This is a genomic window from Streptomyces sp. NPDC005962, assembly GCF_040629205.1.
Lineage (GTDB): Bacteria > Actinomycetota > Actinomycetes > Streptomycetales > Streptomycetaceae > Streptomyces.
The window spans coordinates 1-25,568 of sequence record NZ_JBEXVE010000009.1; the positions used below are offsets into that span (position 1 = coordinate 1).

The 25,568-nt window shown below is 72.1% G+C and carries 21 protein-coding genes; 5 read left to right on the forward strand and 16 right to left on the reverse strand.

Annotated features, from left to right (window positions below; all coding sequences use genetic code 11):
- Positions 1 to 94: 94 nt before the first annotated feature.
- From ABZ370_RS16795 to rimP, 8 genes are all read right to left on the reverse strand, one after another.
- Positions 95 to 1,051: a bifunctional riboflavin kinase/FAD synthetase gene (locus ABZ370_RS16795; RefSeq protein WP_358620943.1), complete on the reverse strand. Its 957-nt coding sequence runs from the start codon at positions 1,049 to 1,051 to the stop codon at positions 95 to 97.
- 121 nt (positions 1,052 to 1,172) lie between these two features.
- Positions 1,173 to 2,093, reverse strand: coding sequence for a tRNA pseudouridine(55) synthase TruB (gene truB / locus ABZ370_RS16800; RefSeq protein ID WP_358620946.1), 921 nt, complete (start codon positions 2,091 to 2,093; stop codon positions 1,173 to 1,175).
- Entirely contained in the window at positions 2,090 to 2,608 is a 519-nt protein-coding gene (rbfA, locus tag ABZ370_RS16805; protein ID WP_358620948.1) for a 30S ribosome-binding factor RbfA, read from the reverse strand. The genes truB and rbfA overlap by 4 nt, the downstream gene beginning before the upstream one ends.
- Before the next feature lie 89 nt (positions 2,609 to 2,697).
- Positions 2,698 to 2,994 carry a DUF503 domain-containing protein gene (locus ABZ370_RS16810; protein WP_358620950.1) on the reverse strand — a complete coding sequence of 99 codons (297 nt, stop codon included), beginning with the start codon at positions 2,992 to 2,994 and terminating at the stop codon, positions 2,698 to 2,700.
- Positions 2,995 to 3,116: 122 nt separating this feature from the next.
- On the reverse strand, positions 3,117 to 6,278 hold the full coding sequence (infB, locus tag ABZ370_RS16815) for a translation initiation factor IF-2 (RefSeq protein WP_358620951.1): 3,162 nt from the start codon (positions 6,276 to 6,278) through the stop codon (positions 3,117 to 3,119).
- 152 nt (positions 6,279 to 6,430) lie between these two features.
- Positions 6,431 to 6,721, reverse strand: a complete 291-nt coding sequence (locus ABZ370_RS16820) for a YlxR family protein (protein ID WP_358620953.1) — start codon at positions 6,719 to 6,721, stop codon at positions 6,431 to 6,433.
- A 135-nt stretch (positions 6,722 to 6,856) separates the two neighbouring features.
- Entirely contained in the window at positions 6,857 to 7,861 is a 1,005-nt protein-coding gene (gene nusA / locus ABZ370_RS16825; protein ID WP_358620955.1) for a transcription termination factor NusA, read from the reverse strand.
- A gap of 2 nt (positions 7,862 to 7,863) precedes the next feature.
- Positions 7,864 to 8,370, reverse strand: a complete 507-nt coding sequence (gene rimP / locus ABZ370_RS16830; RefSeq protein ID WP_358620958.1) for a ribosome maturation factor RimP — start codon at positions 8,368 to 8,370, stop codon at positions 7,864 to 7,866.
- Between the two features lie 185 nt (positions 8,371 to 8,555).
- Here rimP and ABZ370_RS16835 point away from each other — a divergent pair, with 185 nt between their 5' ends.
- The 3 genes from ABZ370_RS16835 (at position 8,556) to ABZ370_RS16845 (ending at position 10,768) form a co-directional block, all read left to right on the forward strand.
- Complete coding sequence (locus ABZ370_RS16835; protein WP_358620961.1) at positions 8,556 to 9,197, forward strand: hypothetical protein; 642 nt, start codon at positions 8,556 to 8,558, stop codon at positions 9,195 to 9,197.
- Between the two features lie 91 nt (positions 9,198 to 9,288).
- Entirely contained in the window at positions 9,289 to 9,762 is a 474-nt protein-coding gene (locus tag ABZ370_RS16840; protein WP_358620964.1) for a ferritin-like domain-containing protein, read from the forward strand.
- Between the two features lie 43 nt (positions 9,763 to 9,805).
- Entirely contained in the window at positions 9,806 to 10,768 is a 963-nt protein-coding gene (locus ABZ370_RS16845) for an aminoglycoside phosphotransferase family protein (protein WP_358620967.1), read from the forward strand.
- 1,141 nt (positions 10,769 to 11,909) lie between these two features.
- Here ABZ370_RS16845 and ABZ370_RS16850 read toward each other — a convergent pair.
- The 7 genes from ABZ370_RS16850 to ABZ370_RS16880 all read right to left on the reverse strand — a co-directional run bounded on the left by ABZ370_RS16850 (position 11,910) and on the right by ABZ370_RS16880 (position 21,360).
- Positions 11,910 to 13,619 (reverse strand): proline--tRNA ligase, encoded by a 1,710-nt coding sequence (locus tag ABZ370_RS16850; RefSeq protein ID WP_358620970.1) that lies wholly within the window; start codon positions 13,617 to 13,619, stop codon positions 11,910 to 11,912.
- Between the two features lie 84 nt (positions 13,620 to 13,703).
- Complete coding sequence (locus tag ABZ370_RS16855) at positions 13,704 to 14,270, reverse strand: GNAT family N-acetyltransferase (RefSeq protein WP_358620973.1); 567 nt, start codon at positions 14,268 to 14,270, stop codon at positions 13,704 to 13,706.
- Between the two features lie 30 nt (positions 14,271 to 14,300).
- The gene (locus ABZ370_RS16860) at positions 14,301 to 15,146 is read right to left on the reverse strand and encodes a GNAT family N-acetyltransferase (RefSeq protein ID WP_358620976.1); all 846 of its coding nucleotides are present in this window, start codon (positions 15,144 to 15,146) and stop codon (positions 14,301 to 14,303) included.
- A 311-nt stretch (positions 15,147 to 15,457) separates the two neighbouring features.
- On the reverse strand, positions 15,458 to 16,615 hold the full coding sequence (ispG, locus tag ABZ370_RS16865) for a flavodoxin-dependent (E)-4-hydroxy-3-methylbut-2-enyl-diphosphate synthase (RefSeq protein ID WP_358620979.1): 1,158 nt from the start codon (positions 16,613 to 16,615) through the stop codon (positions 15,458 to 15,460).
- Between the two features lie 140 nt (positions 16,616 to 16,755).
- Positions 16,756 to 18,057 (reverse strand): site-2 protease family protein, encoded by a 1,302-nt coding sequence (locus ABZ370_RS16870; RefSeq protein WP_358620982.1) that lies wholly within the window; start codon positions 18,055 to 18,057, stop codon positions 16,756 to 16,758.
- Positions 18,054 to 19,319: a 1-deoxy-D-xylulose-5-phosphate reductoisomerase gene (gene dxr, locus ABZ370_RS16875; protein WP_358620985.1), complete on the reverse strand. Its 1,266-nt coding sequence runs from the start codon at positions 19,317 to 19,319 to the stop codon at positions 18,054 to 18,056. Before dxr ends, ABZ370_RS16870 begins: the two co-directional genes overlap by 4 nt.
- Before the next feature lie 106 nt (positions 19,320 to 19,425).
- Positions 19,426 to 21,360 (reverse strand): acyl-CoA dehydrogenase family protein, encoded by a 1,935-nt coding sequence (locus ABZ370_RS16880; RefSeq protein WP_358620988.1) that lies wholly within the window; start codon positions 21,358 to 21,360, stop codon positions 19,426 to 19,428.
- A gap of 233 nt (positions 21,361 to 21,593) precedes the next feature.
- Here ABZ370_RS16880 and ABZ370_RS16885 point away from each other — a divergent pair, with 233 nt between their 5' ends.
- Positions 21,594 to 22,601 (forward strand): LacI family DNA-binding transcriptional regulator, encoded by a 1,008-nt coding sequence (locus ABZ370_RS16885; RefSeq protein ID WP_358620991.1) that lies wholly within the window; start codon positions 21,594 to 21,596, stop codon positions 22,599 to 22,601.
- A gap of 81 nt (positions 22,602 to 22,682) precedes the next feature.
- On the forward strand, positions 22,683 to 24,761 hold the full coding sequence (locus tag ABZ370_RS16890) for a glycoside hydrolase family 31 protein (RefSeq protein WP_358620994.1): 2,079 nt from the start codon (positions 22,683 to 22,685) through the stop codon (positions 24,759 to 24,761).
- 57 nt (positions 24,762 to 24,818) lie between these two features.
- Here ABZ370_RS16890 and ABZ370_RS16895 read toward each other — a convergent pair whose 3' ends face one another.
- On the reverse strand, positions 24,819 to 25,523 hold the full coding sequence (locus tag ABZ370_RS16895; protein WP_358620996.1) for a hypothetical protein: 705 nt from the start codon (positions 25,521 to 25,523) through the stop codon (positions 24,819 to 24,821).
- Between the last annotated feature and the right edge of the window lie 45 nt (positions 25,524 to 25,568).

The following is a 25,568-nucleotide window of genomic DNA, read 5'->3' on the forward strand; positions in this document are numbered from 1 at the left end:
GAGCAGGTCGCCTCCTATCTCATCGCCCAATTCAGTTCCCGGGGCACGGTCGATCAGGTCCGGCGGGGCGATCGCCTTTTGTATGAAAAGAGCGTCAGCGGGGGCTGCCGTGCTCCTCCACCAGCTCGCTCGCCCGCTTCACATCGGCCGCCATCCGCTCCAGCAGCGCCTCGATCGAGTCGAACTTCTCCTGCCCGCGCAGGAAGGCGAGGAAGTCCACCTCGACATGGAGCCCGTACAGATCCAGACCGACCCGGTCGATCGCGTACGCCTCCACGGTCCGCTCGGTCCCGTCGAACTGCGGGTTGGTGCCGACCGAGATGGCCGCGGGCATGGCCTCGCCCTGGGCCGTCAGCCAGCCCGCGTAGACCCCGTCGGCCGGGATCGCGGTGTGCGGCAGCGTCTCCAGGTTGGCCGTCGGAAAGCCCAGTTCGCGGCCGCGCTGGGCGCCGCGGACCACGACGCCCTCGACGCGGTGCGGCCGCCCCAGGACCTCCATGGCGCCCGTGACGTCCCCCTCCGCGACCAGCCTGCGCACCAGGGTGGACGAGAACGGCTCGCCGCCGCCCGCCGTACCGCGCTCGTACAGGTCGATCACCTGGACCTCGTAGTCGTAGGTGGTGCCCAGCTCGCGCAGCGAGTCGACGTTTCCGGCGGCCCGGTGGCCGAAGCGGAAGTTGGGGCCCTCCACCACGACCCGCGCGTGGAGCTTGTCGACCAGCACCTTCACCACGAAGTCGGCGGGGGTGAGCCGCGAGAACTCCTGGGTGAACGGAAGGATCAGCACCGCGTCCACGCCCAGCTCCGCCATCAGCTCCGCACGCCGCTGGTGCGGGGCGAGCAGCGGCGGATGGCTGCCGGGCCGCACGACCTCGCTCGGATGCGGGTCGAAGGTGACCACGACCGCCGGTACGCCCAGCTCCCGCGCGCGGGCCACCGCGCGGCCGATGATCAGCTGATGCCCGCGGTGCACTCCGTCGTAGGAACCGATTGTGACGACGCTGCGCCCCCAGTCCTCGGGGATGTCCTCCAAGCCACGCCAGCGCTGCACTATGCCCGCTCCTCGCCCGAACCTTTGACTGCCGACTTATCGCTTTCGCAGATCTAAGACTGCCATGCCGCCGGTCCCCGCCGTGCACCGGAGGCCGGTCGGCGGGGGACCCGCGGAACCCTTATACGAAGACCGCGAGGCTCTTGGCCCGGCCCTTCGACTCCTCCACCAGGGCCAGGAAGCGCCCGTCCGGCCCGAAGACCGCCACCGGGCCCGACCGGCCGCCCTCACGGGGCGGCATGTCGATCCGTACGCCGTTGCCCAGCAGCCGGGCCTGGTGCTCGTCGACGTCCCAGCGCGGGAAGGCGGCGGCCGCGGCCTCGGCGATGGGCATGATCTGGAGGGACTCCTCCAGCTGCTCCAGCGTCCGCGCGGCCGCCAGCCCGTACGGGCCGACCCGGGTGCGGCGCAGCGCCGTCAGATGGCCGCCGGTGCCGAGCCCGGCGCCGAGGTCGCGGGCCAGGGCGCGGATGTACGTACCCGAGGAGCACACGACCGTGACGTCGAGGTCGAGGACGGGGGTGCCGTCCTCGGCCTTCGCCTCGCGGCTGTCGTGGAGGCCGAAGGACGAGACGGTGACCGGCCGGGCCGGGATCTCGAACTCCTCGCCCTCCCGGGCCCGGGTGTAGGACCGCTTGCCGTCGATCTTGATGGCGCTGACCTTGGACGGCACCTGCTGGATGTCCCCGGTCAGCTCGCCGATCCCGGCCCGGACGGCGTCGAGCGCGGTCCCGGCGGCCCCGTCCGAGGAGGTGATCTCCCCCTCGGCGTCGTCGGTGACCGTGTTCTGGCCGAGCCGGACGGTGGCCGCGTACTCCTTCTCGGTCAGCGCCAGATGGCCGAGCAGCCGGGTCGCCTTCTCGACGCCGATCACGAGCACGCCCGTGGCCATCGGGTCCAGCGTCCCGGCGTGCCCGACCCGGCGCGTACCGGCGAAGCGGCGCATCTTCGCGACGACGTCGTGCGAGGTGAACCCGGCCGGTTTGTCGACGATCACCAGGCCGTCCGGCGCACCGGAACCGGCCCTGCCCTTGCGTGTCATGCGTCCGCGGCACCCTTGCCGTTGCCGTCGGAGCCCGACTCGCCGTCGTCCGCCCGGTCCGCCTCGTCGGCCTGGTCGGCCTCGTCCGCCTCGTCCTCGCCCGGCTTGCGGTACGGATCGGCTTCACCGGCGTACGCGGCGCCCGAGGAGGCCTCCCGGACCTCCGCGTCGGCCGCCTTGGCCTTGGCGAGCAGGTCGTCGATCGTACGGGCATTGTCCGGCAGGGCGTCCGGGACGAACGTCAGGGTCGGGGTGAACCGCACCCCGGTCTGCCGTCCGACCTCCGACCGCAGCACGCCCTTGGCGCTCTCCAGGGCGGCGGCGGAGGCCGCGCGCTCCTCGTCGTCGCCGTAGACCGTGTAGAAGACGGTCGCCTCCCGCAGATCACCGGTGATCCGGGTGTCGGTGATGGTCACATAGCCGAGCCGCGGGTCCTTGATCCGCCGCTGCAGCGTCTCCGCGACCACGACCCGGATGCGGTCCGCCAGCTTGCGTGCCCGCGCAGTGTCGGTCATGCGTCTTCTTCTCTCTTCTTCACTTCAGTCATCGGTGGTCAGGAACGGTCGGGGGCGGTCATCGACCGGCCGTCCCCGGTCCCCGGCCTTCACTCGTCGTCACCACTGTGGAGCCGCCGTCGTACCGACAGCAGCTCCACCTCCGGCCGCGCCGCGACCAGCCGCTCGCAGCGGTCGAGGACTTCCGTCAGGTGGCCCGTGTCCCCGGAGACCACCGCGAGGCCGATCTCGGCCCTGCGGTAGAGGTCCTGGTCGCCGACCTCCGCCACGCTCACCGCGTACTTGCGGTGCAGCTCGGCGACGATCGGGCGGACGACGGAGCGCTTCTCCTTCAACGACCGTACGTCGCCGAGGAGCAGGTCAAAGGACAATGTCCCTACATACATGCGGTCCGGGTCAAGCCACCCGTGGGGCCTTCGAGGTTCGGACTTCTCGAACCGTACACGCAAGGGCCGGGGCCGATCGACGGAAATTCTCCGCCGACCGGCCCCGGATGAGAGGCAGCGCGTCAGCCGCGCGGCTTCTCGCGCATCTCGTACGTCGCGATGACGTCGTCGATCTTGATGTCGTTGTAGCTGCCGAGGTTGATACCGCCCTCGAAGCCTTCGCGAATCTCGGTGACGTCGTCCTTGAAGCGGCGCAGGCCCTCGATGTTGAGGCTCTCCGCGATGACCTTGCCGTCGCGGACGAGGCGGGCCTTGGTGTTCCGCTTGACCTCGCCGGAGCGGATGAGCACACCCGCGATGTTGCCCAGCTTGGACGAGCGGAAGACCTCGCGGATCTCCGCCGTGCCGAGCTCGACCTCTTCGTACTCCGGCTTGAGCATGCCCTTGAGGGCCGCCTCGATCTCCTCGATCACCTGGTAGATGACCGAGTAGTAGCGGACGTCCACACCCTCGCGCTCGGCCATCTGCGTGGCACGCCCATCGGCGCGCACGTTGAAGCCGATGACGATGGCGTCGGAGCCGGTCGCCAGGTCGATGTCGGTCTCGGTGACCGCACCCACACCGCGGTGCAGGACGCGCAGGTCGACCTCTTCGCCGACGTCGAGCTGGAGCAGGGAGGACTCGAGGGCCTCCACCGAACCGGACGCGTCGCCCTTGATGATGAGGTTGAGCTGCTGGACCTGACCGGCCTTGAGCACCTTGTCCAGGTCCTCCAGGGAGACCCTGCGGGTGCGCTTGGCGAAGGCGGCGTTGCGCTCACGCGCGGCGCGCTTCTCGGCGATCTGGCGGGCGGTGCGGTCCTCGTCGACGACGAGGAAGTTGTCGCCCGCGCCCGGCACGTTGGTCAGACCGAGCACCAGGACCGGGGTCGAGGGACCCGCCTCCTGGAGCTGGTTGCCGTTGTCGTCGAGCATCGCCCGGACGCGACCGTAGGCGTCGCCCACGACCATCGTCTCGCCGACCTTCAGGGTGCCGCGCTGGACCAGCACGGTGGCCACGGCGCCGCGGCCGCGGTCGAGGTGCGCCTCGATCGCGATGCCCTGCGCGTCCTGCTCCGCGTTGGCGCGCAGGTCGAGCGAGGCGTCCGCGGTGAGGACCACGGCCTCGAGCAGCTCGTCGATGTTCAGACCCTGGCGGGCGGAGATGTCGACGAACATGGTGTCGCCGCCGTACTCCTCGGCCACCAGGCCGTATTCGGTCAGCTGACCGCGCACCTTGGTCGGGTCCGCGCCCTCGACGTCGATCTTGTTGACCGCGACCACGATCGGCACGTCGGCCGCCTTGGCGTGGTTCAGCGCCTCGATCGTCTGGGGCATCACACCATCGTTGGCCGCCACCACGAGGATCGCGATGTCGGTCGACTTGGCACCACGGGCACGCATGGCGGTGAACGCCTCGTGACCCGGGGTGTCGATGAAGGTGATCCTGCGCTCTTCGTTGTTGACGTCGGTCGAGACCTGGTAGGCACCGATGTGCTGGGTGATGCCGCCGGCCTCGCCCGCGACCACGTTGGTCTTGCGGATCGCGTCCAGAAGTCGCGTCTTACCGTGGTCGACGTGACCCATGACGGTCACCACCGGCGGACGCGCGACGAGCATCTCCTCGCCGCCCTCGTTCTCGCCGAACTCGATGTCGAAGGACTCGAGAAGCTCGCGGTCCTCCTCCTCCGGGCTGACGATCTCGACGTTGTAGTTCATCTCGCCGCCGAGGAGATGCAGCGTCTCGTCGGGGACGGACTGGGTCGCGGTGACCATCTCGCCGAGGTTCAGCATCACCGCTACCAGCGACGCCGGGTTGGCGTTGATCTTCTCCGCGAAGTCCGTGAGCGAGGCACCACGCGACAGCCGGACCGTCTGGCCGTTGCCGCGCGGCAGCATCACGCCGCCGACCGACGGGGCCTGCATGGCCTCGTACTCCTGGCGCCTCTGCCGCTTCGACTTACGGCCACGACGCGCCGGACCGCCGGGACGGCCGAACGCACCCTGCGTACCACCACGGCCGCCGGGACCACCCGGACGACCGCCGAAGCCCGGACGGCCACCGCCGCCACCGGGACGACCGGCGAAACCGCCGCCGCCACCCGGACGACCAGCACCGCCACCGCCACCGGGACGACCGGCGAAACCGCCGCCGCCACCCGGACGACCAGCGCCGCCACCGCCACCGGGACGACCGGCACCGCCGGGACCGCGACCGCCGCCGCCACCACCGGGGCCCGGACGCGGACCCGCGGCCGGACGCTGCGGCATCATGCCCGGGTTCGGACGCGGGCCGCCGGCGCCGCCGCCGGGACGGGGACCGCCCGCACCCTGACCGCCCTGCGGACGAGGCATCGAGCCCGGAGTGGGACGGGGACCGCCCGCACCCTGGCCGCGACCGGCACCGGGACCGCCCTGGCCGCCGCCCTGCGGACGCGGACCGGCACCGCCCTGACCACCGGGGCCGGGACGGGCGCCGCCGCCGGGACGGGGTGCCTGCGGACGCGCCATGCCGGTGGAGCCACCGGAGGTGAAGGGGTTGTTACCCGGACGCGGACCGGCCGGACGACCGCCGCCCGGACGCGGGCCACCGCGCTCCTGACCCGGACGCGGGGCGCCGGAACGGCCACCCTGGCCGCCCTGGCCCTGACCACCCTGGCCCTGGCCGCCCTGACCCTGACCGCCCTGGCCACCGGGGCCGGGACGGGCGCCGGGGCGCGGACCGGGCGTGGCGCCCGGCTTGGGCGCACCCGGCTTGGCCGCGGCGGGCTTGGGGCCCGGGGTGGCCGGCGGTGCGGTGAACTCGGGCTGCGCCGGAGCCGCGGGCTGCGCCGGACCCGGCTTGGGGCCGGGCGTCGCGGGCTTGGGGGCAGCGGGCGCCGGACGCGGGCCCGGAGTGGGCGCCGCGGACGGGCTGGGCGCCTCGGAGGGGGTGCTGCTCGGGCCCTCGGCGGCGGCCGGCTTGGGGCCGGGCGTCGGGGGCTTGGGGGCAGCGGGACGGGCCGCCGACGCCGGACCGGGCGTCGGGGGCTTGGGCGTCGCCTTGCGCGGCGCCGAGGGCTTGCCAGAGGCACGGCCGGAGCCGTTGCCGCCCTGGAAAGCGTCGGTCAACTTGCGGACTACCGGCGCCTCGATCGTCGAGGACGCCGAACGTACGAACTCACCGAGTTCCTGGAGCTTGGCCATGACGACCTTGCTCTCAACGCCGAACTCCTTGGCGAGTTCGTATACCCGGACCTTAGCCACTTCGCTCCTTTTAGGTCCGGGTTACCGCCGGACCGTCGCTACTTCATGGGCGTACTCATCGCGTACTCATCGAGTGCTCATCGCAATCTCGACCTACTTCCGACTCGCGAGGTACCTGACCGCACGGGTTCCCGTGCCGTTCTTCCAGCTTCTTACGAGGGTGACTGGTCACCCTGGTGCTCCACATAACGGCGCAGTGCCGTGGTGTCGAGCGCCCCCGGTCCCCTGAAGGCCCGGGGAAAGGCCCGGCGGCGGACCGCCAGGTCAAGACAGACCCGTGTGGGGTGCATATAAGCTCCCCGACCGGGCAGCGTACCGCGCCGATCGGGGACGCAAACTCCCTCGACCGCCACGATGCGCAGCAGATCGTCTTTGGCCGCCCGATCCCGGCATCCCACACAGGTTCTCTCAGGGCAGGCACGAGCACGCGTGCGGCCAGACACTGCTTAAGTCTACCTCCCTGCGGCGACCTCACCCCTTGGGGGGAGTGATCGAACCGTCACACGAATTCGGCTGGATCGCGGTGTCCGCGGCTTGAAACAGCCTTGATCGATCGCGATCAGCCTTGATCGATCCGCTCAGGCCTGCTCGGCGGACTGATCGGCGGACTGCTCGGTGTCCGGCCGGATGTCGATCCGCCAGCCCGTGAGCCGGGCCGCGAGCCGGGCGTTCTGCCCTTCCTTGCCGATCGCCAGCGACAGCTGGTAGTCGGGCACGGTGACCCGTGCGGACCGGGCCGCCAGGTCAACCACCTCGACCTTGCTCACCCGGGCGGGCGACAGCGCGTTCGCCACCAGATCGGCGGGGTCGTCCGACCAGTCGACGATGTCGATCTTCTCGCCGTGCAGCTCGGCCATCACCGCGCGCACCCGGCCGCCCATCGGGCCGATGCACGCGCCCTTGGCGTTCAGACCCGAACGGGTGGACCGGACGGCGATCTTGGTGCGGTGGCCCGCCTCACGGGCGATCGCCGCGATCTCCACCGAGCCGTCCGCGATCTCCGGCACCTCGAGCGCGAAGAGTTTCTTCACCAAATTGGGATGCGTACGCGAAAGGGTCACCGACGGCCCGCGCACGCCCTTGACCACTCGTACGACGTATGTACGCAGCCGGGTGCCGTGCGCATAGTCCTCGCCGGGCACCTGCTCCTGCACCGGCAGGATCGCCTCGAGGCGGCCGATGTCCACCAGGACGTTCTTCGGGTCCTTGCCCTGCTGTACGACGCCCGCGACGACATCGCCCTCACGGCCCGCGTACTCGCCGAAGGTGATCTCCTCCTCGGCGTCCCGCAGCCGCTGCAGGATGACCTGCTTGGCGGTCATGGCGGCGATCCGGCCGAAGCCGCTGGGGGTGTCGTCGAACTCGCGGGGCTCCTCGCCCTCCTCGACGTCGTCGGCGTCCTCCCGGGCCCATACCGTCACATGGCCGCTGGCGCGGTCCAGCTCCACCCGGGCCCGCCGGCGGCTTCCCTCGGTGCGGTGGTAAGCGATGAGGAGAGCCGACTCGATCGCCTCGACCAGCAGGTCGAACGAGATCTCCTTCTCCCGCACCAGTCCCCGCAGGGCACTCATGTCGATGTCCACGGCTACGCCTCCTCCTTGCTCTCGTCGCCCTCGGGCTTGCGGTTGAACTCGATCTCCACTCGGGCCTTGGAGATCTCCTTGAAGGCCAGCCGCCTGGCGGTGGGCTTGCGCCCCTTCACGCCGGGGACTTCCAGATCCAGTCCCTCGTCGTCCACGGAGACGATCCGGGCGACCAGCTCGCCGCCCTCCGCCAGCTGCGCCCTCATCAGCCGGCCTATGGCCCGCCGGTAGTGGCGCTGCTCGGTCAGGGGGCGCTCGGCGCCGGGAGAGGTGACCTCCAGGACGTACGGGGTCTGGCCCATCGCGTCCGACTCGTCGAGCGACTGCGAGATCGCCCGGCTCAGCTCCGCACACGTATCCAGCTGCACGCCGTCGTCGGAATCCACCACGATACGAAGGACGCGCCGCTTCCCGGCCGGTGTCACCTCGACCTCTTCCAGATCCAGATCCCGTGCGCTGACGAGCGGTTCCAGCAGTCCGCGCAGCCTTTCGCTCTGGGTCGTGCTCATCCGGGTGACTCCTCGGCCGCGTGTGCTGTTGTGGGAAGGTCGCGTGTCAGCTCAAAGCCTATCTGTTCCGGCGGCGGGCTGACGATTCGGTGGCCGCTGCCCGGCTTTCCGGCCTCGCGCGGGTACGCTCGCCTGCTGTGATCACTAACGGCGGCCGGGAGCGGCCGCAGCCCGGAAAGAGGAACGTGCCGATCACGAATCCCCCACCTCGCCCCACGTCCCCGTCCCTCCCCCAGGACGCCGCGCAGACCGCCGCGCGGACCGGCCCGCAGGACGCTGCGCAGACCGTCCCGCAGACCGCCTCGCAGGCGGCGTCCCCGCGGCGGCGAAGTCTGCTGCTGGCCGGTGGTTCGGCGGGGGCCGCCGCGCTGCTGGTCGGCTGTTCCGGTGGCTCGGACGACGGACACCGCTCCTCCGGTTCCGCGGACGGCGCGGCGTTGCGCGCTCGGGGCGTACGGGACTCGGCCGCGCTCCTCGCGCGCTACGACGCGACCATCGACGCCCACGCCGGTCTCGCGGAGCGGCTGCGGCCGCTGCGGGCGGAGACGGCGGCGCATGTCGCCGCGTTCGGCTCCAAGGACCCCTCCGCGTCCGCCTCCGCGACCGCGTCCCGCTCACCGGCCGCGGGCGGGCGGCGGCTGCCCGCGGTGCCCGAGGACGAGAAGAAGGCCCTCGGCGCCCTCGCCCAGGCCGAGCGGCACACCGCCGACAGCCGCACCACCGCGCTCGCCGGCGCACCGCCCGAACTGGCCCGGCTGCTGGCCTCCGTCGCGGCCTGCGGCGCCGCCCATGTGTACCTCCTCACCCAGGGCGACCCGGGCTCATGACGGTCCCCGTCAGCCCTTTCAGCCCCCTCCCCGTCAGCCCCGTCAGGCCCATCAGCCTCGTCAGGCCCCTCCGCGCGGAAGGAGTACCCGGATGAACCGTGCCGCGACGCTCAAGGCCACCCAGGCCGCGCTCGCCGCCGAGCACGCCGCCGTGTACGGATACGGCGTCGTCGGCGGCCGGATCGGCGACGACCGGCTCGCCGAGGCGCGCGAGGGGTACGCCGCGCACCGTGCCCGCCGCGACGACCTCGTCCGCACCGTGCGCGACATGGGCGGTACGCCGCAGAGCGCCGCCCCCGCGTACGCGCTGCCGTTCGCGGTGCCCGACTCGGCCGCCGCGGTCCGGCTCGCCGCCGAACTGGAGAGCCGGGTGGCCGCCGTCTACGCCGACCTCGTACGGACCTCCGACGCCCCGCTGCGGCGGCAGGCGGCGGGCGCGCTGCGCGAGGCGGCGGTCCGGTCGGTGCGCTGGCGGGGCGGCGGCGTAGCCTTCCCTGGACTCACGGAACGCGCCGCGCCGACCGCCCCGTCCGCGTCGGCGAGCGGAGCCGCCGACGGGGTCTGACAGTGACGTGCGTGGGGTGACGGTGACAGGGGGCAGCTCGAGAATGGCAGCGGCAGAAGAGCCCGATGGCACGGCCTCCCTCCAGGTACCGAAGCGGCTGCTGGACGCGGTGAGCGACGATCCGGCCGAGCCCGTACGGAGCTGGCTGGCCGCCCTGCCGCAGCTGGCCGCGCGGCGGCTGCGGGAGTGGGAGCTGACCCCCGAACGGGTGGTCACCCCCGGCGGCCGCGGCGGCCTGGTCGTGCTCGTACGGCAGGCGGACGGCACCCCGGCGGCGCTCAAGCTCCCCGTACCCGGCCCCCGCGCGGCCCACGAGGCGGCCGCGCTCGCGCACTGGAACGGCTGGGGCGCGGCCCGGCTCCTGCGCACCGGGCGATCGGACGGCGCGCTGCTCATCGAGCGGCTGCAGTCCGCCGTGTCGCTGCGCTCGCTGCCTGAGGCGAAGGCGCTGCTGGAGGCTGCGGGCACGGTGCGGCGGCTGTGGGTGCCGCCGCCGGACGCGGAGGCCGGCTCGCCCGGCTCGCTCGATTCGCTCGATTCGCTCGAGCAGCGCACCGGCGAGGCCGCCGAGGTGCTGCCGGTACTCGCCTCGGGGGCGTGGGCGGCCGACGTACGCCCGCTGGCCGACGAGGCCCTGGAACTGCGGTCCGGGCTGACCGCCCAGCCGCCCGAACGGCTGCTGCTGCACGGCGACTTCCGGCAGGGCAAGGTGCTGGCCGGGGAGCGGACGCCATGGCTCACGGTGGGGCCGGTACCGGTCGTCGGGGAGCGCGCGTACGACCTGGCGCGGCTGGTCCTCGACCGCTGCGAGGACCTGGCCGCAGGCCCCGGCCCGGCCGCGGCCGCGCGGCGGCGGATCGCCAAGCTGGCCGACTCGCTGGACGTGGACCGTGAGCGGCTGCGGGGCTGGACGCTCTTCCGTGCCGTGGAGGCGGGCCTGCGGTACGGGGCGGCCGGTGACCGGCGGCGGGCCGAACTGCTGCTGGAGTTCGCGGGCTGGCTGTAGGGCTCCTCCCCCACCCCGCCCCTTCCCGAAACCGGGGGCACCGCCCCCGGCCCCCCTCACGGGGCCCGCGCGGGCCCCACCCCGGCCGCACCGGGGACACGCGCTCCGGCCCGAGGCACCGAGGCGCCCGCGAAAGCTCCGCATGAGGGGCCGCGCAGGCCCGATCCGCTGCGCCCCGGCTCGGGCCCCGGCAGCCCACCGGCCTCCGCCCCAACGGCCCGTCTCCGGTCCCCGTCCCGGGCCGCGCAGGATTCGGTGCCCCGTGGCCTCCGACCCGCTCGCCCGTCCAGGGGCAGCGCCACATTGAGGCTCGGCGCGCAGCCCCTGCCACATCGCGGGGGCCGCACCCGGGGCCGGGCCGGGCCCCGGCTGAAGGTTTGGGTGCGAGGGCCGAGGCCCTCGGCGCGATGCGGGCCGCCGTCCGGCGCGGCACGGGTCGGAGCGCCCGGCGCGGGAGGGCCTGGGCGGCGACCGGCAGAAGCCCGGAGCGGACATCAGCCTCAGCCCAGCACGGAAACAGCGCCAGAACCCCGGCGGGCCCACAGCCCGGCCGGGAACGGGGCAGCGCCCAGGGCTGGAGGCTGAGGGCATCGCTGCGGAGCGCCCGGCGCGGGGATAGGGGGCAGTCCCCAGCCGGGGTGGGGTGGGCGAAGGGCCGGGACCCGCGGCGCGGGGCGAGCACCGCGCCGGGCGCGGCGTCGTCCCGGCACGGCGGGGCCGGGGGCCGAAGCCGGTGGCGTTGCGCGGGTGTTCCGGCACCGGACGCATCGGGGCCGGGCCGGAGCACCCGGTGCGGAGCGGCGGTTGAGACCCCGGTCCGGCGGGAGCCGGAGTCGGTGGCGTCGTGCGGGCGTTCCGGCACCGGACGCATTGGGGCCGGGCCGGAGCGCCCGGTGCGGGGCGGCGGTTGAGACCCCGGTCCGGCGAGAGCCGGACTCGGTGGCGTCGTGTCGGCGTTCCGGCACCGGACGCATCGGGGCCGGGCCGGAGCACCCGGTGCGGAGCAGCGGTTGAGACCCCGGTCCGGCGGGGGCCGGAGTCGGTGGCGTCGTGCGGGTGTTCCGGCGCCGGACGTATCGGGGCCGGAGCGCTCGGTGGGGGGCGGCGGTTGGGCCCCCGGTGTGGCGGGGGCCCGTGGCCGTCAGGACGACAGGCGGGCCACCGCTTCGTCGATCGGGAGCTCCTCGCGGTCTCCGGTGCGGCGGTCCTTCAGTTCGACCACGCCGTCCTTCGCGCCGCGGCCCACGACCAGGATGGTCGGGACGCCGATCAGCTCCGCGTCGGTGAACTTCACGCCCGGGGAGACGCCGGGACGGTCGTCCACCATGACCCGTACGCCCGCCGTGCCCAGCTTCTCGGCGAGGTCCAGGGCCAGCTCGGTCTGGAGGGCCTTGCCCGCCGCGACGATGTGAACGTCCGCCGGGGCGACCTCGCGGGGCCAGCAGAGGCCGGACTCGTCGTGGGTCTGCTCGGCGAGGGCGGCGACGACGCGCGAGACGCCGATGCCGTACGAGCCCATCGTGACCCGCACCGGCTTGCCGTTCTGGCCGAGCACGTCGAGCTGGAAGGTGTCGGCGTACTTGCGGCCGAGCTGGAAGATGTGGCCGATCTCGATGGCCCGGTCGAGCGCGATGCCCGTGCCGCACCGGGGGCAGGGGTCGCCCGGCTGGACGACGACCACGTCGAGGTAGTCGTCGACCTCGAAGTCGCGGCCGCAGACGACGTTGCGGGCGTGGGTGTCCGGCTTGTTGGCGCCGGTCACCCAGGCGGTGCCGGGGGCGACCCGGGGGTCGGCGATGTAGCGGAAGGACTTGCCCGCCAGGCCCTGCGGACCCACGTAGCCGCGGACCAGGTCGGGGCGGCCCTCGAAGTCCTCGGCGGTGACGAGCTCGACCTCCGCCGGGGCCAGGTGCTCGCCCAGCTTGCCGAGGTCGACCTCGCGGTCGCCGGGGACGCCCACCGCGGTGATCTCGCCGTCGACCTTGATCAGCAGGTTCTTGAGGGTCGCGGAGGCCGGGACGCCCAGGTGCGCGGCGAGGGTCTCGATGGTGGGGGTGTCGGGGGTGTCCAGCTCCTCGACCGGCCCGTGCTCGGCGCCCTCGACCGCCGGGACGGTGGTCGTGACCGCCTCCGTGTTGGCCGCGTAGTCGCAGTTCGGGCAGTCCACGAAGGTGTCCTCACCGGCCGCCGCGGGGGCGAGGAACTCCTCGGAGGCGGAGCCGCCCATCGCGCCGGAGACGGCCGAGACGATGCGGTAGTCGAGGCCCAGGCGCTCGAAGATCCGCTGGTAGGCCTCGCGGTGCAGCCGGTAGGACTCGGCCAGGCCCTCGTCAGTGGTGTCGAAGGAGTACGAGTCCTTCATGTGGAACTCGCGGCCGCGCAGCACGCCCGAGCGCGGCCGGGCCTCGTCCCGGTACTTGGTCTGGATCTGGTAGAGCATCACCGGCAGGTCCTTGTAGGACGTGCACTGGTCCTTGACCGTCTGGGTGAAGATCTCCTCGTGGGTGGGGCCGAGGAGGTAGTCGCCGCCCTTGCGGTCCTTGAGCCGGAACAGCAGGTCGCCGTACTCCTCCCAGCGGCCGCTGGCCTCGTACGGCTCCTTGGGGAGCAGCGCGGGCAGCAGCACTTCCTGGGCGCCGATCGCGTCCATCTCCTCGCGGACGATCCGGGAGACGTTCTCCAGGACCTTCTTGCCGACCGGCAGCCAGGCCCAGATACCCGCGGACGCGCGGCGGACGTATCCGGCGCGGACGAGCAGCTTGTGGCTGGCGGTCTCGGCGTCGGCCGGGTCTTCGCGCAGCGTCTTCAGCATCAAGGTGGACATGCGCTGGACGTGGGCGGCGTTGGCCATGGGGTCTTCTCCTGCGTACGAGACGGATGTCAGGAGGTTAGCCGCCCGGGGACGCAACCCGGAAATGCGCTCCGTAAGCGCACGCTAGCGCCGCAGCGGCAGGGGCGCGCCCATCACCGTGTACGGGCTCGGCGCGCTCGGGAAGAGCACCGGACAGGCCAGGTCGTCATAGCCCAGCGAACGGTAGAGGCAGCGGGCCGGGCTGTCGGTGTCGATGGCCGAGAGGATCGACCGCGGCTGCACGGCCCCGTCGGTGATGGCGGTGATCAGCCGGCGGCCCACGCCGCGGTTCTGGTAGCCGGGATGGACGTGCAGCTCGGTGATGACGAAGGCGTCGTCCAGCCAGTCCTCGTTCCCGGCCGCGCGCAGATAGGGCTGGACGACGGTGGACCACCAGTGCGTGCGGTCGTTGGGCATGCCGTAGACGAAGCCCACGAGCCGCCCCTCCGGGGTGGTCGCGCCGAAGGCCCGGGCGCCGGGGCTGGTGAGGTGGCGCAGCACGATGTGCCGCCGTACGCCGATCTCCTCTTCCGTCAGCCCGAAGGCCATGGCCTGCACGGCGAGCGCCTCGTCCACGCGTGCGGCGAGGTCGAGCGGCCCGACGATGACACCTCGGGGGTCCGGGGGATGTTCCCCGGGCATCTGCAGCATGGGCGGCACCCTACTGGCCCGGTCCGGCGATCAGAACAGCACGCTCATGAACGCGCCGACCTCCTGGAAGCCGACCCGGCGGTACGCGGCGCGGGCCGCGGTGTTGTAGTCGTTGACGTAGAGGCTCGCCACGGGCGCGATCTCGTTCAGCGCGTAACCCAGCACCGCGGCCATGCCCGTCTCGGAGAGCCCGCGGCCGCGGTATTCGGGGGCGACCCAGACGCCCTGGATCTGGCAGGCGTGCGGGGTGGCGGCGCCGATCTCGGCCTTGAAGACGACGCGGCCGTTCTCCACGCGGGCGAACGAGCGTCCGGCGGCGACGAGTTCGGCGACCCGCGCCTGATACAGCAGTCCGCCGTCGCCCGCGAGCGGCGAGACACCGACCTCCTCGGTGAACATCGCCACGCACGCGGGCATGATCACGTCCAGCTCGTCCTTGCGGACCCGGCGCACCCGCGGATCGGGCGGGACGTCGGCGGACATCGAGGCGGTGACCATGAGCGGCTGACGGGCGCGGACCTCACGGGCCGGGCCCCAGCTGGGCTCCAGCAGGGACCACAGCTCGGCCGTGGTCTCGACGGGGCCGACGATCGACGAACAGCGCCGCCCGGACCGGCGGGCACGCTCCGCGAAGCCGCGCACGGCCTCGGGGGTGGCGCAGATGGGGACCAGATTGGCCCCCGCGTAGCAGAGCGACTCCAGCCGTCCGCCGCTGTACCAGCCCCACATCTCGCCGCCCAGCCGCCACGGGTCCAGGCCCGCGGCCTGCACGCGGGCGGCGACGAAGGCGTTGGAAACGGGATCGCGGTTGAGCACCGCGAGGGCCGAGTCGAGCTCTTGGGGCTCGAGGACCCTGGTGGTGGACGTCGTCAGCACGTGTCGGATTGCCTCACCGGTTGCGGGCCTGCGGCCGGAGGGAAGTCGATTCCCCGCACTGTACCTTCCCCCCTTTTTGAAGGCTCGGTTCGCCTCCGGGGCGCGAATGCCCGCCCCCAGCTACCGCTGGGAGGTGCCCCCCGGTCGACGGTCGACGTGCTCGGTCGCTCGTACCTCGCTCCCTGCGCGCGTCTCCCTTTCGACAGCGGCGCGCCCCTTCGGCTCTCTCGCCGGTCAGACGGGGGCACCGGAGCGCCGACTGTACCCAGGGCAGCGATACCTCCACCAGGAAGAATCGAGCCCCTGGGACGTCAGCCGCTGACGGAGATCTGGGGCTCGCCGGAGGCGATGCCGTCCTTCTCCATCTGCTCGGCGATCTTCATGGCCTCGTCGATCAGGGTCTCCACGATCTTCGACTCCGGCACGGTCTTGATGACCTCGCCCTTCACGAAGATCTGCCCCTTGCCGTTGCCGGACGCCACACCGAGGTCCGCCTCGCGCGCCTCGCCCGGGCCGTTGACGACGCAGCCCATCACGGCGACCCGCAGCGGGACCTCCATGCCGTCCAGCCCGGCCGTGACCTCGTCGGCCAGCTTGTAGACGTCCACCTGCGCACGCCCGCACGACGGGCACGAGACGATCTCCAGCCGCCGCTGCCGCAGGTTCAGCGACTCCAGGATCTGGATGCCGACCTTGACCTCCTCCGCCGGCGGTGCCGACAGCGAGACCCGGATCGTGTCCCCGATGCCCTCGCTCAGCAGGGCGCCGAAGGCCACGGACGACTTGATCGTGCCCTGGAAGGCGGGGCCGGCCTCGGTGACGCCGAGGTGGAGCGGGTAGTCGCACTGGGCGGCCAGCTGGCGGTAGGCATTGACCATCACCACCGGGTCGTTGTGCTTCACCGAGATCTTGATGTCCCGGAAGCCGTGCTCCTCGAACAGCGAGCACTCCCACAGGGCCGACTCCACCAGCGCCTCGGGCGTGGCCTTGCCGTACTTCTCCAGCAGCCGCTTGTCCAGCGATCCCGCGTTGACGCCGATGCGGATCGGCGTGCCCGCGTCCGACGCCGCCCTGGCGATCTCCTTGACCTTGTCGTCGAACTGCCGGATGTTCCCCGGGTTCACCCGCACTGCCGCGCACCCGGCGTCGATCGCGGCGAAGACGTACTTCGGCTGGAAGTGGATGTCCGCGATGACCGGGATCTGCGACTTCCTGGCGATCACCGGCAGCGCCTCGGCGTCATCCTGCGAGGGGCAGGCCACCCGCACGATCTGGCAGCCGGACGCCGTCAGCTCCGCGATCTGCTGCAGCGTCGCCCCGATGTCCGAGGTCACCGTCGTCGTCATCGACTGCACCGAGATCGGCGCGTCCCCGCCCACGGCGACCGCCCCGACCTGGATCTTCCGGCTGACCCGGCGGTCGGCGAGCTTGGTCGGTACGGACGGCATTCCTAGCGAGATCGCAGTCATCTGGTTCGTAGCCCCAAGAAGGTGTTTGAGTGGCCCGAGATCAGCGGGCTCCGGAATCGAGATTACGGCACCGGGCGGCGCGCCAGCACACCCCGGCCCCGAAGTCCACCCAAAGGCGAACTTCGGGACATTTCACGTCATCAGGAAATTCGGACGGGGTTCACCACGTCGGCCACCAGGACCAGCAGGGTGAAGCAGATGAAGATTCCGGCGATCACATAGGCGACCGGCATCATCTTGGCCACGTCGAACGGCCCGGGGTCGGGCCGCCGGACCAGCTTGGCGAGCCGTCGGCGCAGGGACTCCCACGCCGCGCCCGCGATATGGCCGCCGTCCAGCGGGAGCAGCGGCAGCATGTTGAACAGGAACAGCGAGAGGTTGAACCCGGCGACGAGGAAGAGCATCGTCGCGATGCGCTGCGAGGGCGGGATGTCGAGGTTGGCGACCTCGCCGCCGACCCGGGCGGCGCCGACGACGCCCATCGGGGAGTCCGCCTTGCGGGGGGCGTCCCCGAAGGCCGCGTTCCACAGGTCGGGCACCTTGGAGGGCAGGTCGACCAGGGACTGGACGCCGTCCTCGACCATGGTGCCCATGCGGTCCACGGACTGGCCGAGGGACTGCTGCACCACGCCGTTGGCCGGGGTGAAGCCGAGGAACCCGGCGCTGACGTACTGGCCCTCGACGTAGCCGCCGTTCCCGTCGGACTTGGCGACCTTGTTGGTGATGAGGTCGGCGTTCAGGATCTTGCGCGCGCCGTCCCGCTCGACGGTGATCGTCGCGGGGCCGGTGGTCTCGCGGATGTCCTGCTGGAGTGCGCTCCAGTCCGCGACCCGGTGACCGTTGAACGCGACGATCTTGTCCCGGGGCTGGAGCCCCGCGGCCTTGGCCGGGGAGTCCTTGGCGCCCTTCGGGCACTTGTCGGCGGCGGCCGAGGCCGGGACCACACAGGCGGAGACGGTGCCGACGCTGGTGGTCTGGGTGTTGACGCCGAAGCTCATCATCACGCCGACGAAGATCACGACCGCCATGATCAGGTTCATGAACGGCCCGGCGAACATCACGATCATGCGCTTCCACGGCGCGCGCGTGTAGAAGAGGCGCTTCTCGTCGCCGGGCTGCAGCTCCTCGAAGGCGGCCGAGCGGGCGTCCTCGATCATGCCGCGCCAGGGAGAGGTGGAGCGCTGGGCGATCTTGCCGTCGTCGCCGGGCGGGAACATCCCGATCATGCGGATGTAGCCGCCGAACGGAATCGCCTTGATGCCGTACTCGGTCTCCCCCCGTTTGCGGGAGAAGACCGTAGGCCCGAAGCCGACCATGTACTGCGGGACCCGGATGCCGAAGAGCTTGGCCGTGGAGAGATGGCCGAGCTCGTGCCAGGCGATCGAGATCCCCAGGCCCACGGCGAATACGACTATGCCGAGGACCGTCATCAATGTCGTCATGCGTGACCCTCCGGGGTCGCCTTCGCCGCGCGGGCGGCCAGTTCACGGGCGCGGGCACGGGCCCACGTCTCGGCTTCGAGGACGTCCGCGACGGTGAGCTGAGTTCCCGCGGAGGGGGCGCCGTGCTCGGCGACCACTTCCGCGACCGTATCGACAATTCCGTTGAAGGGCAGCTTCCGGCCGAAGAAGGCGTCCACGCATTCCTCGTTCGCCGCGTTGAAGACGGCCGGGGCGGTGCCGCCGAGGCCGCCGACGTGCCGGGCGAGGTCGACCGAGGGGAACGCCTCGGTGTCGAGAGGGAAGAACTCCCAGGTGTGGGCCCTGGTCCAGTCGCAGCCGGGGGCGGCGTCCGGCACCCGCTCGGGCCAGCCGAGACCGAGCGCGATCGCCATGCGCATATCGGGCGGGCTCGCCTGGGCGAGCGTCGAGCCATCGGTGAATTCAACCATCGAGTGGATATACGACTGAGGGTGGACGACCACCTCAATCCGCTCGAAGGGAATGTCGAACAGCAGGTGGGCCTCGATGACCTCCAGCCCCTTGTTGACGAGGGTCGAGGAGTTGATCGTGACGACCGGGCCCATGTCCCAGGTGGGGTGGTCCAGCGCCTGGTCCGGGGTGACCGCGGCCAGCTCCCGCTTCGTACGCCCGCGGAACGGGCCGCCGGACGCGGTGACGACCAGCTTGCGGACCTCCTGGCGGCCGCCGCCGAGCAGGGCCTGGAAGAGGGCGGAGTGCTCGGAGTCGACGGGCACGATCTGGCCCGGCTTGGCGACCGCCTTGACCAGCGGCCCGCCCACGATGAGGGACTCCTTGTTGGCCAGCGCCAGCACCCGGCCCGCCTCCAGGGCGGCCAGGGTGGGCGCGAGGCCGATGGAGCCGGTGATGCCGTTGAGCACGGTGTGGCATGCGGAGCGGGCCACTTCGGTGGCCGCGTCGGGCCCGGCCAGGACCTCCGGGAGCGGCTCGCCCGCGCCGTACCGCGCGGCCAGCGCCGCGCGCAGCTCGGGCACCGCGTCCTCGCGGGCGACCGCGACGGTGGAGACCTTCAGCTGGTGGGATTGCTCGGCGAGCAGCCCGGCCCGCCCTCCGGCGGCGGACAGGGCGGTCACCCGGAAGCGGTCCGGATTGCGCAGGATCACGTCGATGGCCTGGGTGCCGATCGATCCGGTGGAGCCCAGGATCACGATGTCGCGGGGATTTCCGGGGTCGGCGGGGGCTGCCAGGGGGCGCAGATGCGGGTCAGCCAGGGAATCCGTCATCTGCCCATTGTTGCCCGTGCCGACGGCCACGGATGACCGGGTCCCGGAGGACTGGTGGGATTCCGTGCCCGGCCGGGGATCGTCCCCGGCGGGGCACCTCGCCGGGTCATCTGATGGGGCGGTGGACGTTGTCCCTGGTGGCCGGACCGGGGGTGGCGTCGGCGATCCACGGGCCGTCGCCGCTGGGGTCGAGAACGCCCGCCTCCAGCCACTCGTACGAACCGGAGAGCACCCCGGAGACCACCTTGCGGTCGAGGTCGTCGGTGTTGTTCCACAGCCGGCCGAAGAGTTCGTCGGCGCGGATACGGGCCTGCCGGCAGAAGACATCGGCCAGCTGGTAGGCCTCGGCGCCGTGGTCGCCGCGGCTGCGCAGCATCTCGGCCCGTACGCAGGCCGCGCTCATCGCGAACAGCTCCGCGCCGATGTCCACGATCCGGCTGAGGAAGCCCTGTTTGGTCTCCATCCGGCCCTGCCAGCGGGACATGGCGTAGAACGTCGACCGGGCGAGCTTGCGCGCCGAGCGCTCGACGTAGCGCAGATGCGGGGAGAGGTCCCGGTGGGCGGGCGGGGCGAACTCGGCGTAGGCGCGCGGGAGATGGCCGGGGCCGGTGACCAGGCCGGGCAGCCAGCGGGCGTAGAAGCCGCCCGCCTTGGCGGCCGCCCTGCCCTTGTCGGACAGGGACTTGTCCGGGTCGATGAGGTCGCCCGCGACCGACAGATGGGCGTCCACGGCCTCCCGGGCGATCAGCAGATGCATGATCTCGGTGGAGCCCTCGAAGATCCGGTTGATGCGCAGATCGCGGAGCATCTGCTCGGCGGGGACGGCCCGTTCGCCGCGGGCGGCGAGCGAGGCCGCGGTCTCGAAGCCGCGGCCGCCGCGGATCTGGACCAGTTCGTCGGCCATCAGCCAGGCCATCTCGCTGCCGTAGAGCTTGGCGAGCGCCGCCTCGATGCGGATGTCGTTGCGGTCCTCGTCGGCCATCTGGGAGGCCAGGTCGATGACCGCCTCCAGGGCGAAGGTGGTGGCCGCGATGAAGGAGACCTTGGCGCCGACGGCCTCGTGCCGGGCGATCGGCTTGCCCCACTGCTCACGGGCCGCGGACCATTCGCGGGCGATCTTCAGACACCACTTCCCGGCGCCCGCGCACATCGCGGGCAGCGAGAGCCGCCCGGTGTTGAGCGTGGTGAGCGCGATCTTGAGACCGGCGCCCTCGGGGCCGATGCGGTTGGCGGCGGGGACCCGGACCCGGTGGAAGCGGGTCACCCCGTTCTCGATGCCGCGCAGCCCCATGAACGCGTTGCGGTTCTCGACGGTGACGCCCTCGGAGGCGGTCTCGACGACGAAGGCGCTGATCCCGCCCTTGTGACCGTCGGACTTCGGCACCCGGGCCATGACGACGAGGAGGTCGGCGACGACGCCGTTGGTGGTCCACAGCTTGACGCCGTCGAGGACGTAGTCGTCGCCGTCGGGGACCGCGGTGGTGGCGAGCCGGGCCGGGTCGGAGCCCACGTCCGGCTCGGTGAGCAGGAAGGCCGAGATGTCGGTGCGGGCGCAGCGCGGCAGGAAGCGGTCCTTCTGGTCCTGGGTGCCGAACAGCTTGACCGGCTGCGGTACGCCGATGGACTGGTGGGCGGAGAGCAGCGCGCCGATGGCGGGGCTGACGGAACCGGCCAGCGCGAGGGCCTTGTTGTAGTAGACCTGGGTGAGCCCCATGCCGCCGTACTTGGTGTCGATCTTCATGCCGAGCGCGCCGATCTCCTTGAGGCCGTTGATGGTCTCGTCGGGGATCTGCGACTCGCGCTCGATGCGGGCGGGGTCGATCCGGGTCTCGCAGAACTCGCGGAGCTTGGCGAGGAACGCCTCGCCGCGGCGGACGTCGTCCGGTGCGGGGGCGGGGTGGGGGTGGATCAGGTCGAGGCGGAAGCGGCCGAGGAACAGCTCCTTGGCGAAGCTCGGCTTGTGCCATGCCTGTTCGCGTGCGGCCTCGGCGACCTGGCGCGCCTCACGCTCGGACACCGGCCTGACGGATGATGCGGTCATCGGTGCTCCCTTGCCGCAAATGACGATCTCGTGACATTACCGGCACGTACCGCTGTTCAGTGTGCCTCCGGCGGGCCGGGTCGGCAAAGCGGTCGGCGGAGGAAAAGATGCCCGGAAGGTAGGCCGAAGGTTCGTTGAAGCGCTTCGACATCCTCTGGACAGCGCCCCCTGAGAGGCTTACTGTCTGCATCGAAGCGCTTCACTTCCCCTCCCCCGCCGGACGGAGCCCCCGCATGGTCACTCTCGCCGAGGTCGCCCGGCACGCCGGAGTCTCCGCCAGCACGGTGAGCTACGTCCTCAGCGGCAAGCGCTCGATCTCGGCGCCCACCCGGGAGCGCGTCGAGCGGTCCATCAAGGAGCTGGGCTACCACCCGAACGCCGGAGCCCGCGCCCTGGCCAGCAGCCGTTCCAACATCATCGCGCTGATGGTGCCGCTGCGGACCGATATCTACGTACCGGTGATGATGGAGGTCGCCATCGCGGTCGCCACCACCGCCCGCGCGCACGGGTACGACGTGCTGCTGCTCACCGGTGAGGAGGGCCCCGCAGCGGTGCGCCGGGTCACCGGCAGCGGGCTCGCCGACGCCATGATCCTGATGGACATCGAGCTGGAGGACGAGCGGCTGCCGCTGCTGCACGCGGCCCGCCAGCCCACCGTGCTGATCGGACTGCCCGCCGATACCATCGGCCTGACCTGCGTCGATCTCGACTTCGCCGCAACCGGCACGCTCTGCGCGGAGCATCTGGCCGCCCTCGGCCACCGGGAGATCGCGGTGATCGGCGAGGCGGCGGCCGTCTACGAGCGCCACACCGGATTCGCCGAGCGGACCCTGGACGGGCTGCGCGGGACCGCCCGCGAGCTGGGGCTGCGACTGCTGCACCGCCCGTGCGAGGGCAGCTACGAGTCGATGGACGGCACCCTGTCCCGGATCTTCGACGAGCGCCCCGGCACCACCGGCTTCATCGTCCAGAACGAGGCCGCCATCGATCCGCTGCTGAGCCTGCTGCGGCGGCAGGGACGAGCGGTTCCCGAGGACGTCTCGGTGGTCGCCATCTGCCCCGACCAGGTGGCCACGAGCGCGTCGGTGCGGCTCACCTCGGTCGCCATCCCCGCGCAGGAGATGGGGCGGCGGGCCGTCGAGCTGGTGGTGGCCAAGCTGCAGGGCGACGCCTCCGAGCAGGTTGCGCTGCTGGCGCCCGAGCTGACCGAACGGGCCAGCTCCGGCCCGGCCCCCGCCTGACGGCCCGGCCCCTCCTGACAGCGCGACCCGTACGCACCGACCGTACGACCCCTCACCGCCGCACCCCCGAGGAGCGCATCCGTGAACCCGTCGCCGTCTTCGCCCGCCGCTTCCGTCGCGTCCGCCTCTTCGCCCTCGTCCCCCTCGTCCTCGCTCACCGAGACCTCCCCCACCGTCGGCTCCTTCGCCGAGCGCGGCGGCGCCCTGGAGTGGAGCGGGCGCCAGGAGACCGTACGGCTCGAACCGTGGGGCCCCGACGCGATCCGGGTGCGCGCCCGGCTCGGCGGACCGGTCTCCGACGGACTGCCCGGCGCGCTCCAGGACGCCCCGCCGCCGACCGCCGCGTCCATCGAGGTGGCGGACGGGCACGCCGCGCTGACCAACGGCGCGCTCACCGCCGAGATCGCCGCGGACGGCATGATCCGCTTCGTGCGGACCGCGGACGGCGGGGAGCTGCTGGCCGAGGAGCGCGCCCACTTCTGGTGGCCCGGGCCCCGGCTGCGCACCGCGACCGGCAACGGCTACCACCGCCTGGAGCAGCGCTTCCGCGCGTACGAGGGCGAGAAGCTGTACGGGCTCGGGCAGCACCAGCACGGACTGCTCGACCAGAAGGGCGCCGTCGTCGACCTCGTCCAGCGCAACTCCGAGGTGACCATCCCCGTCCTGACCTCCAGCCGCGGCTACACGCTGCTGTGGAACAACCCGGCCATCGGGCGGGTCGAGCTGGGCGCGACCGGCACCCGCTGGGTCGCCGACAGCGCCCGCCAGATCGACTACTGGATCACCGCGGGCGATCCGGCCACCGCCCAGCGCCGCTACACCGCGGTCACCGGCCGCGCCCCCATGCTGCCCGAGTGGGCGGCCGGGTTCTGGCAGTGCAAGCTGCGCTACCGCACCCAGGAGGAGCTGCTGACCGTCGCCCGCGAGCACCGGCGGCGCGGGCTGCCGATGTCCGTCATCGTGTGCGACTTCTTCCACTGGACGCATCTGGGCGACTGGGCGTTCGACCCGGTGGCCTGGCCCGATCCGGCCGCGATGGTGCGGGAGCTGGACGAGCTGGGCATCAGGCTGATGGTGTCGGTGTGGCCGTCGGTCTCGCCGCTGAGCGAGAACCACGCCACCATGGAGCAGCGCGGCTTCCTGATCAGCACCGAGTACGGCCCCGTCGCGCACGCCGACTGGCCCGACCGACGGGAGGGCGAGCCGATCCAGGTCGCCTTCTACGACGCCACCCACCCCGGGGCGCGGGAGTTCGTCTGGTCCCGGGTGCGGCGGAACTATCTGGAGCCGTACGGCATCCGCGCCTTCTGGCTGGACGCCTGCGAACCCGAGATGAAGCCCGGCTTCGCCGCGAATCTGCGCTACCACGCGGGGCCCGGGCTGGAAGTCGGCAACCTCTACCCGCGCGAGAACGCCCGCGCGCTGTACGACGGGATGCGGGCGGCGGGCGAGGAGGACGTCGTCACCCTCATCCGCTCGGCCTGGGCGGGCAGCCAGGCCTACGGCGCCGTCCTGTGGTCCGGCGACATCGGCACCGACTTCGCGACCCTGCGCCGCCAGATCGCCGCCGGGCTCAATGTGGCGCTGTCCGGCATCCCGTGGTGGAACACCGACATCGGCGGCTTCCACGGCGGCGACCCGGACGACCCGGCCTACCGCGAGGTGCTGATCCGCTGGTTCCAGTTCGGCGCGCTGTCCCCGGTGATGCGGCTGCACGGCTACCGCGCCCCGGGACTGCCGCTCGGCCCGGGGATGACCGGCGGCCCGAACGAGGTGTGGTCGTACGGCGAGGAGGCCGAACAGATCCTGGCCTCGTATCTGCGGCTACGCGAGCGCCTGAAGCCGTATCTGCTGGACCAGATGCGCACCGCCCACGAGGAGGGGCTGCCGCCGCTGCGCCCGCTCTTCCTGGAGTTCCCCGACGACCCGGCCGCCTGGGACATCGCCGACTCCTACCTGCTGGGCCCGGACCTGCTGGTCGCCCCGGTCCTGGAGCCGGGCGCGGTCGAGCGGACGGCGTACCTCCCGGCGGGCGCGCGCTGGACGGACGCCTGGACGGGCGAGGAGTACGCCGGCGGCCGGCCGGTGACCGTCCCCGCTCCCCTGGACCGCATCCCGCTGTTCCTGCGGGACGGCGCCCGGCTGCCGGTGCGGGACTGATCCGCGCAGGGCGCGTACCGCCGCCGCCATGGGGGGCGGCGGCGGTGCGCTTCGGCGTCAGCTCGCGCTGACGCCGAAGCTGTTGGTGCGGAAGTCCAGGCCCCCGGCCGACGAGGTGATCTCGTAGCCGAACTGGACGTCACCGATGGTCACATCGCCGAACCAGCCCTTGGTGTTCTTGACCCAGTTCACGATGGACTTGATGTCCACCGTTCCGGAGCTGGAGTTGGAGCTGCGGATGAAGGAGAAGACCTGGTTGGCGCCGTTGCTGCCCTTGTAGACGGTCCAGGTGTGGCCGCCGAGGGTGACAGTGCCCTGGGAGGTGCCGAGCGGGCCGACCGCGCCGGTCTTGTTGACCCAGAGCATGATCTCGTACGCGTAGTTGCTGTCCCAGATGTCGTACGAGGTGTTGTAGGCGCCCGAGGACGGGACCGTCACGTTGTAGTTGCTGGTCAGGCTGTTGATGGCGCTGACCTTCTTGCCGACGACCTTCTTGGCGTTGGGGTAGGACTTGATGCCACCGGTGTTCGGGTGGTTGGCCCATACGCCCCAGTCGCTCGCGGAGTTGGCCCAGATGCTCTGGGAGCCCGCGCCGGAGCCCCAGATGTTGTTGTAGAGCGTGTAGCCGCCGGTGGACCAGTTGCCCCACTGATCGGAGGAGGACCAGGTGGCGGCCTGGGCGGGCGCGGCGGCGAAGCCGACCACGGTGAGGAGCGCCAGTAATGGGGCCAGGAGAAGCGAACGCACGGCTCGTCTTCGCACGATGCCGGTTCCTTTCGGGTGGGGGGACATGCGGGGGCTTTCGGG